This window comes from 'Chrysanthemum coronarium' phytoplasma (assembly GCF_000744065.1).
Lineage (GTDB): Bacteria > Bacillota_I > Bacilli_A > Acholeplasmatales > Acholeplasmataceae > Phytoplasma > Phytoplasma asteris.
The window spans coordinates 1-773 of the sequence record NZ_BBIY01000135.1 but is presented as its reverse complement, the minus strand read 5'-3'; the positions used below and the strand labels follow the sequence as shown (position 1 = coordinate 773).

Below are 773 nucleotides of genomic sequence, written 5' to 3'. Positions count from 1 at the left end.
GGAATTTTGATTATTTTTAATAATTTTAGGAATTTTTTCCTTGAGGATTTTTTTATTATAAATTTTTTAAACAGTTTAATTTATTTCTAATTTGGTTTTTACAAAATTAAGTACTTGTTCTAAATTTTTAGTTTTTTTGGTGCCCCCTTGAGCTAAACTAGCATTGCCACCACCAGAACCACAAACCAAGGATACAGCTTCTTTAATCAAATTACCTGCATGTAGAGTTTTGCTTTTGCATAAAAAAACAATTTTTTCAGGTTGCACATAAGATAAAAATAAAACTTCTAAATGGTATTTATCAAAAATATGATTTATAAAAAATTTGAGAACTTCTAAAGGTTTTTCTTCTTCAATGGTTAACATCATTTTTTTGGTAATTTGTGGTGGTAAAAAATTAGATTCTGCTTGTACCATCTTTTTTTGATGATATTCTAAAACTTTTTTTTCAAAAAGAACTAAGGCTTGTTGTTGTGCTTTGATATGTTTTTGATAATTTAGAATATCTTGATAACTTTGGGTTATTGGAGGAAAATTTTTAACATCAAAAATGAGGTTTTGCGTTTGTAAGGATTTTGCTTTTTGGGTTAGTTGGTGCAAGTCGTTTTGGTAAGGAACTAATTTGGCGTTGAGACTTTCTTGGCAATTGTTATTACAAACTGCCTCAATGCGGTAGATACCAGAGCTAATGCTTTCGCATGACAAAATAGTAAAATGTTCTAAATCTTTAGTATTTGTGGCATGTGTTCCTCCGCATAAATCCACTGAAAAAG

The 773-nt window shown here is 28.8% G+C and carries 1 protein-coding gene; it reads right to left on the bottom strand.

The window, feature by feature from the left end; genetic code table 11:
- Positions 1 to 75: 75 nt before the first annotated feature.
- On the bottom strand, positions 76 to 773 hold a 698-nt coding region (locus OYV_RS04125; protein ID WP_042068455.1), incomplete at its 5' end, for a DHHA1 domain-containing protein.